The sequence below is a fragment of the Actinospica sp. genome (assembly GCF_035552695.1).
Lineage (GTDB): Bacteria > Actinomycetota > Actinomycetes > Streptomycetales > Catenulisporaceae > Actinospica.
This window is the reverse complement of record NZ_DASZKT010000212.1, coordinates 1-6,857: the sequence shown is the minus strand read 5'-3', so window position 1 is coordinate 6,857 and position 6,857 is coordinate 1. Positions and strand designations below refer to the sequence as shown.

Genomic DNA, 6,857 nt, shown 5'->3' with positions numbered 1-6,857 from the left:
GTCCGCTCGCCCCGCACGCGAACGACCTCCAGATCCCAGGCGGCCTCGAACAGGGCATCCTTCGTGCCGAAGTGACGCAGCACGGTCTGGACGCTGACGCGCGCCCGCTCGGCCACGTCGGTCAGCGCGATCTGGACCGACAGCTGTTCGTAGGAAAGTTGGTTCACCGCGTCCAGGATCCGCTGCCTGGTCTCGGCTGTGGACTCCGCGCGGGCCCGCATCGTGTAGCTACGCGTCATTTGGAGTTGACTCTAGCCCACTCGAAAGCGTAATTTCGTGCGAACAGGCGCTCACGTCAAAATGGTGGGCGGTGAGACCGTTGACGCTACGACCGCGGCGTTTCCTGATGGTCACCTGGGACGGTGGCAGCAACCGAGCCGCATCGGGTCTTGCTGTTCTGCCGGCCGCGGACCGCTTCCTCAGCCGCGCTGAGGGGGTTCGACAAGTTCATCGCAACCCACTCCCGAGGAGGGATCATCGTGACCACACCGGCGGATCGGGCCGTGCGAACTGCGCGTTCGATCGAGAGCACCACCAAGGCGCAGGCCTTCGAGCTGCGCGCGGCGGAGATCGTGGCCTGGACCGAGCTGTTGGCAAGCCTCGGCCCGGACGACTGGTCGCGACCGACCCCGTGCACGTTGTGGGACGTCAAGGACATCGTCGGGCACCTGTGCGGGCACGCCGAGGAGGACCTGCGTCCCTGGTTGTTCCCGCTGCGTGATCGACGCGCGGCCCGCCGTCACCCGCAGATGTCCTACATCGACGCCCACATGCAGGTCCAGGTCGAGGAGCACTTGGGGATGACCCCCGCGCAGGTGTACGAACGGTTCGTACGCGTGTGGCCGCGCGCCAACCGTCGGTTGCGCCGGGTCCCGGGCATCGTCCGGCGGCTGCGGGTGCCCACGGGTCTGACCCAGCCGTCGAAGGTCTCGATCGCCTACCTGCACGACGTGATCCATGCCCGCGACCTGTGGATGCACCGCGACGACCTCTGCCGGGCGATCGGCACGACGTTCGCACCCGGCACGCACACCCCCGACGTGGTCGAACAGGTTCTGCGTGACCTCGACGAGCACTGGCCCGGCCCCACCGTGATCCTGGAGCTCACCGGTGCAGCCGACGGTGCGTGGCAACTGGGCATCGGGGCGCCGGTGGCCACTGTCCGCGCGGACGCCGTGTCATACATGCGTGCCCTGGCCGGGCGCGACAGCGATCCAGCGGCACAGGTCGTCACCGGCGACCCCGCGACTGCCGCTCTCGTCACCGCCGCCCGCGTCCTGTTCTGAGCATCCGACCCGAGCCCGATCGCGTCGATTGCCGACGGGCGTGCCGCCGCCGCTACAGCCGGATGTATCGGATCCGATCCCCGGCGGCAGAGGATCCTCCGCCGAGAGCCGGCGCCTGCCTTACAAGGCCGCCAGTTCTTCCCCGGGGGCTTGCTCGACGTGCCGACGTGATCCGCACGTGATATTCCTGTGATGCATGCATTCTGCTACCACGGATCGCGGCCACGACCTTGCAGATCCGCGACGTCCCCGGATGACGCTCTGGATGGAGCGGTACCGAGCCGATTGAGCTTGTCGAAGGATCTCCAGGGGTCTACGCCGAGGGACGGAGCCGAATCACCCGATGGACAGACGGCTGATCTGGTGCGCGTGGACCGCGTAAAGGAAGGGGCCGGGGTCAGCGCACGCAGCGACCATGCGGCCGACGTTGTCGAGGAACCGCTGGGCCATCTCGGCTGCGCGGAAGTTGCCGCTCGTCAGGACGAAGGCGCGGACTCCGGCGTCACGCAAGGCGGCTCGCTCCTCCCCGCGGCGCCGGATCCGGTCGTCCTTCATCAGCACAGCCCAACCCGCCGCTCCAGCCATGTACAGCCACTCCTGGTCCGCAACCGACTCGTCGGCGGGAATGCCGTAGTGCTCGGCGAGGGTGGTCAGGTCCAGGCCACCGGCCCGAAGCAGCCCCGGGACCTGGATTCGTCCGAGGCTACGGTCGAGGAAGAGGTGCGGCAGCCCCTCGGGATGACCGCTATGCGGCGCGGAGGGCGACACGGACGGCGTCCTCCAGTTCTGGGAGCGGTACGCCGTATTCCTCGCTGACAACCCGCAGCGGTTCTCCGGATCGGAACATCGCGAGCACGTCTTCCAGACGCGCGCCGCCGCTGGTGAAGATCGGTTGGCCGAATCCGCGGTCGGGGTCCGCGACGATCTGTGCGGTCCCGTACCGCGGCAGCCGGATCAGCCGCGCATAGCCCTTCGTGTCGAACTCGACGCCACGCAGGTAGGTCTCGACGACCTCGGCAAACACCCGCTGACCGTGTCGGACCACCACGAGCTCGCGGACGGAGCGTCCCTCGGGAGTGTCGCCAGTGCGCTCCGCGTAGTCGTAGAGGACCTCCGCGCCGTCCGTGAAAAGCCGCTTGGAGGCGAGAACGTGCTCGAAGCCCAACTCGTCCTGCAGCAGCGCCAGCGCGGGCCGAATGCGCTGCAGGGGCACCCCGGCCTCGCGGATCGCGGCGAGGACAAGACCTTCGGCAAGACCGATGAATGGGACGCTCGCCTGACCCCGGGGGGCGGGGGCGAACGTGACCACCGGTGCCCCGACCGAGGTGATGCCCCCGGGTCGATCCCGGGTGTAGCCCCGACCCCAGGTCGCGAATGTCGAGGTGGGCACGCCGACGAATCGCGCAGCCTCAGCGACGGTGTAAAGCGGGGCGTTGAAACGCTGACTCAGGTCTGCCATCTCAGCCTCCTCCCGACACCATCCGTGCGCGCACAGTGTCCCTCACCGGACCCACAGAACGCCGGAACAACCCGGCGCCCGTGAGACCCAGTGAGCGCTGGTTGAGCGGCCACGAGGCCCCGATTTCGGGCCTCCGTCATGTCGGGGCTGCGGATTCACGCAGTGCCGAACGGGTTGTCGATAGCAATCTTCCAGCCGTCGCTGCCGCGACGGGCGACGTCGGATGCAGAACCCCGCAGGTCGACCGGTGAGCCGTCCGGGCCCGCGCCCGAGATCACCCAATCGGCGACGACGAGGCCGACATCGCCGGCTTCGATGCTGTGCCGGACCTCGACGTGGATCGGCAGCTTCAGTGCCAGGAATTGGCGCAGGGCGGCCCGTACGTCTCCGGCCGCGGTGAGCACGCAGCCGGGCTGCGGTACGAAGGCCGCGCCCTGCTCGCACAGCGCCAGCATGCCGTCCAGGTCCCGGGCGTTGAAGCGAGCGGCCCAGGTGGGGTGCAGATCGGTCAGTTCGGTGATCACGGTCGGTCTCCTCACAGCCCGTTGACGAATGACTCGATCGCGGCGGCGGTCTCGGTCGGCGTTTCGATGTTGGAGAAGTGACTGCGCCCGGACACCCGTTGCACGTCGAACCACGGGTGCCGCGTGCCGAAGTCCTGCTGCGCCGCCAGGTACGCGTCGTCGGTCGGTTGTGCGTAGACGTGCAGGAACGGCGCCGGGTCCTCGGCGAGTGCGGCGACCGGGGACGGCTGCCGCGCGAAGTCAGCGGCGATCTCCCGGCCTGCGCGGGACCACATCTCGAAGCTGTATTGCCCCATGCGGTCCACAAAGGCGTGCACCGCGGTGGACGCGACGCCCGTCGTCCACATCTCGAACAGCGCGCCGCGCACCTGCTCCCACTGCGCGGGATCCTGCAACCCAGCCAGGGCGCCCATGAAGGGCGGAGGCGGGCCGAGCACCATCCAGTCCAGCGACACGATGCCGGGCACCCGCTCGATGCCGAGTCGGCGCTGCAGCTCGATCGCGACCCAGCCGGCGTGTGACTGGGCCACCGGGACCACTCGTTCCAGGCCGGCCGCTTCGACGACCGTCAGCGCGTCGTCGAGCAGGTCTGCGGAGCCGAAGTCCGCGACGTTCCGCGCCGAGCCGCCGTGGCCCCGCCAGTCCAGCGCGACACAGGTGCGGTGCCGGCCGGTCAACGCCAGCAGATCGTGGAAGCCGGCGCGGTCGGTGCACCAGCCGGGCAGCATCAGCAGTGCCGGCCCGCCGTCGCCCACTCGGTCGTATGCGATCCGCACCTTGGTCGCCGTCGTCATGTCGTTCTCCTTGTTGGCCCGTTGCCTGACAAGGAGGACTCTCGTCGTGGCGCGAGGCCAGGACATGGGGGTGACCCGACACTCAACCGACGGGTTCCCCCACTTATCCCCCACCGGTACGGGCGGCGAAGGCGACCAGTTCTGTGCGGGTGCGCAGATCGGTCTTCGCGGTCAGGTTGGCGATGTGCCGCTCGACGGTGCGCGGCGACAGGAACAGGCGCCCCGCGATCTCGTTGTTGCTCAGCCCCCCGCCGAGAAGCGCGAGCACCTCGGCCTCACGCTCGGTGACGCCGTGCTCCCGCAGCACCAACGGGACGCCGGAACCCGCGCGCCGCCGCGGCACCGGTGCACCCGCCTTACCGAGCAAGGAGCGGCAGGCCGCGACGAGCTTGCGTTGGCCGTGCTCCTCGAACTGGGCCAGCGCGGGCACCAACCACGCGGCCGGCTCGCCCCACCCGTCGGCGATGGCAGCCTCGGCGACCAGCCGGCGCCCGAGGTTGCGGTACCAGGTCAGGTTCTCGAGCACCTCGTCACCGGCGGCGAAGGACGCCAGGGCAGCCTCGTGGCGGCCGGCCCGGCCCGCCGACACCGCCTCGGCAAGGTGGACCAACCCACGAACCAACGATTGGGCGGCGGCCCCGGATGCCCGGACCTCGGCGCACGCCGCTTCGCCGTCGCGGTCCTCGACCGCGCACACGAGTGCCCACAGGCCGCGCGGGGGCATCGCAGGGCTGGCGGGGCTCGTCCGGAGCAGGTCCATCATGGTGTCCAGTTCGCGCAGCGCGCGCCGGCGGTTCTCGTCAATGAGCGAGAGCTCCGCCCGGCACAGTCCCCACATGAGCCCGGCGACGACGACGTTGTCGCCCGCGACCGTCATCGCCTCCTCGACGAGGGACTGCATGCGCGCGCGGCGGCCGAGGCGGCCCTGCGCGGCGGCCTCGCCGACCAGGCTGATGGCGAGCAGTTCGTGCATCTGCAACCACCGTGCCGCTTCGCTCGCGCGCCGGCACGCGGCGATCGCATCCTCGTTGTCGAAGTTGTAGGTGAACCAGGCGCCCAGGTGCAGGTCGATCTGGGCGACGGTCACCAGCGCACCCGTCGAGGTCGCGAGTTCTCGCGCCAGATTCAGCTGACGGGGCGGACGCATCGTCATGAAATCGATCGTCCCGACCTCGAACAGTGCCCGGATCCGCAGCAGCTCCAACCCGTGGAGCGCAGCGACGTTGCCCGCGTCCAGGTACGCCTGCTCGGCACGGTCGACGTCGGTCGTACGTGCGCAATGACCGATCAGCAGCAGGGCTTCACAGACGAGCTCGGGCAGACCGAGCCGGTCGGCGTCGGAGCGCACGGACCGTGCCAGCGCGCCGGCCTCTTCGAGATCGCCGCGGCCGTAGACGATCTGAGCGGCAGTCACATCCACCGCGGCAGACAGGCCCGGATCTGCGGCTCTCGCAGCGAAGTCGCGCGCCAGGGTGAGGTGACGTTCGGCCACGGCCCAGCGGGTGGCCGCCGCGGCGACCCCGGCCAGACGCGCGTGGACGGCTCCCACCCGGCCCGGCGGCGCGCCGAGGGCAGCCAACGATTCGATGAGGACATCTCCGAGCTCGAGGGCCGGATCGACCTTGCCTGCCCCGGCGAGTGCCTCGCACAGCGCGTCCATCGCGTTCGCCTCGGACGCCGGATCATCGGCCACCCGTCGGGCGTGGGCGAAGGCCTCCTCGGCGCTGGTGAGAGCACCGCGGGCCAGCGATCTGCGACCGGAGGAGATGAGCAGCTCGCTCGCCCGGCCGTCGCCTGCGCGCTCAGCGAGGCGAGCAGCCAGGTCGCACCACTCCCCCCGCAAATCGGGATGCGCCGCGGTGATCGCGTCCAGCGCGCGCCGGGCGAGTTCGGACCACTGTGCGGGCAACAGCCGCTCCAGGACGGCGTCGCGAGTCAGCGCGTGCCGGAATTGCACCGCTCCCAATCGCGTCGGGTCGGCGACCAGCAGTTGCGCGTCGACCCCGGCACGCAGGGCGTCCAGCACGACCTCGGCCGGTTCACCGGTCACATCGCAAAGCAGCGTCCAGTCGAAGCGTCTGCCGAGCACGGCGGCCGTGACGAGAATGCGTGCGGCGTTGCCCAGCGACGCGAGCCGGTGCTCGACGCTGTCGGACACGGTGCGGGGCACCTGCGGCTCGAGGTTCCCGGCCACGGCCCAGCCGGCACCGTCGTCCACGAGCGCGCCCGCCTGGACGGCCCCGGCAAGCAGCTCCTCGACGAAGAAGGGCACGCCGTCGGCGCTCGCCGCGAGCAACGCCTGCACCGACTCCGGGACGTCGGCGCTCGCCAGGCAGGCGCGCGCCATCTCGTCGGTGTCGGCAGGGGTCAACCGCGCCAGCCGCGCCACCGACACCGCCCGCCGCGCAGCCAGGACGTTGACCAGGTCGACGGCAGGGCCCGCCGGCTCCGAGCGCACGGTGCACACCAGCATCACCGGTTCGGACGCGAGGTTCTCGCAGAGGTACTCGACGATGGTCAACGTCTCGGGATCGGCCCACTGCAGGTCCTCGAGAATGAGCAGGCAGCCACGTCCGCGCCCGATCGCCCGCAGCAGCCGCACGATCGCTTCGGCGAGCACGACGACGGACTCGTCGATCGCGGAGAATTCCCCTTGGCGCCACTGCGGCAGCAGACGCGCCAGCGAGCTGCGGAACGGCGTCAGCTCGGCCGGCTCGGGCAGGTCCTGGTCGCGGAAATAGGACAACAGCGCCTCGGACAGCGGGCGGAAGGCCACCGTGCCGGACGGCTGGGT

General features: G+C 70.3%; 7 protein-coding genes. 1 reads left to right on the top strand and 6 read right to left on the bottom strand.

What is annotated here, in order from left to right:
- Positions 1-239, bottom strand: a 239-nt coding sequence (locus VG296_RS24205) for a helix-turn-helix domain-containing protein (protein WP_325569427.1), incomplete at its 3' end; no start/stop codon positions are given.
- A 240-nt stretch (positions 240-479) separates the two neighbouring features.
- Between VG296_RS24205 and VG296_RS24200 the strand changes: the two genes are divergently transcribed.
- A complete protein-coding gene (locus tag VG296_RS24200; protein WP_325569425.1) occupies positions 480-1,286 on the top strand; it encodes a maleylpyruvate isomerase family mycothiol-dependent enzyme in 807 nt (268 codons plus the stop codon).
- 336 nt (positions 1,287-1,622) lie between these two features.
- Here the strand turns inward: VG296_RS24200 and VG296_RS24195 are convergent, their stop codons facing one another.
- The 5 genes from VG296_RS24195 to VG296_RS24175 all read right to left on the bottom strand — a co-directional run bounded on the left by VG296_RS24195 (position 1,623) and on the right by VG296_RS24175 (position 6,683).
- The gene (locus VG296_RS24195) at positions 1,623-2,054 is read right to left on the bottom strand and encodes a hypothetical protein (RefSeq protein ID WP_325569423.1); all 432 of its coding nucleotides are present in this window, start codon (positions 2,052-2,054) and stop codon (positions 1,623-1,625) included.
- Positions 2,032-2,745, bottom strand: coding sequence for a hypothetical protein (locus VG296_RS24190; protein WP_325569421.1), 714 nt, complete (start codon positions 2,743-2,745; stop codon positions 2,032-2,034). Before VG296_RS24190 ends, VG296_RS24195 begins: the two co-directional genes overlap by 23 nt.
- A gap of 155 nt (positions 2,746-2,900) precedes the next feature.
- Positions 2,901-3,269: a YybH family protein gene (locus tag VG296_RS24185; RefSeq protein WP_325569419.1), complete on the bottom strand. Its 369-nt coding sequence runs from the start codon at positions 3,267-3,269 to the stop codon at positions 2,901-2,903.
- An 11-nt stretch (positions 3,270-3,280) separates the two neighbouring features.
- Positions 3,281-4,063 (bottom strand): alpha/beta hydrolase, encoded by a 783-nt coding sequence (locus VG296_RS24180; RefSeq protein WP_325569417.1) that lies wholly within the window; start codon positions 4,061-4,063, stop codon positions 3,281-3,283.
- 103 nt (positions 4,064-4,166) lie between these two features.
- A complete protein-coding gene (locus VG296_RS24175; protein ID WP_325569415.1) occupies positions 4,167-6,683 on the bottom strand; it encodes an ATP-binding protein in 2,517 nt (838 codons plus the stop codon).
- Positions 6,684-6,857: the final 174 nt, after the last annotated feature.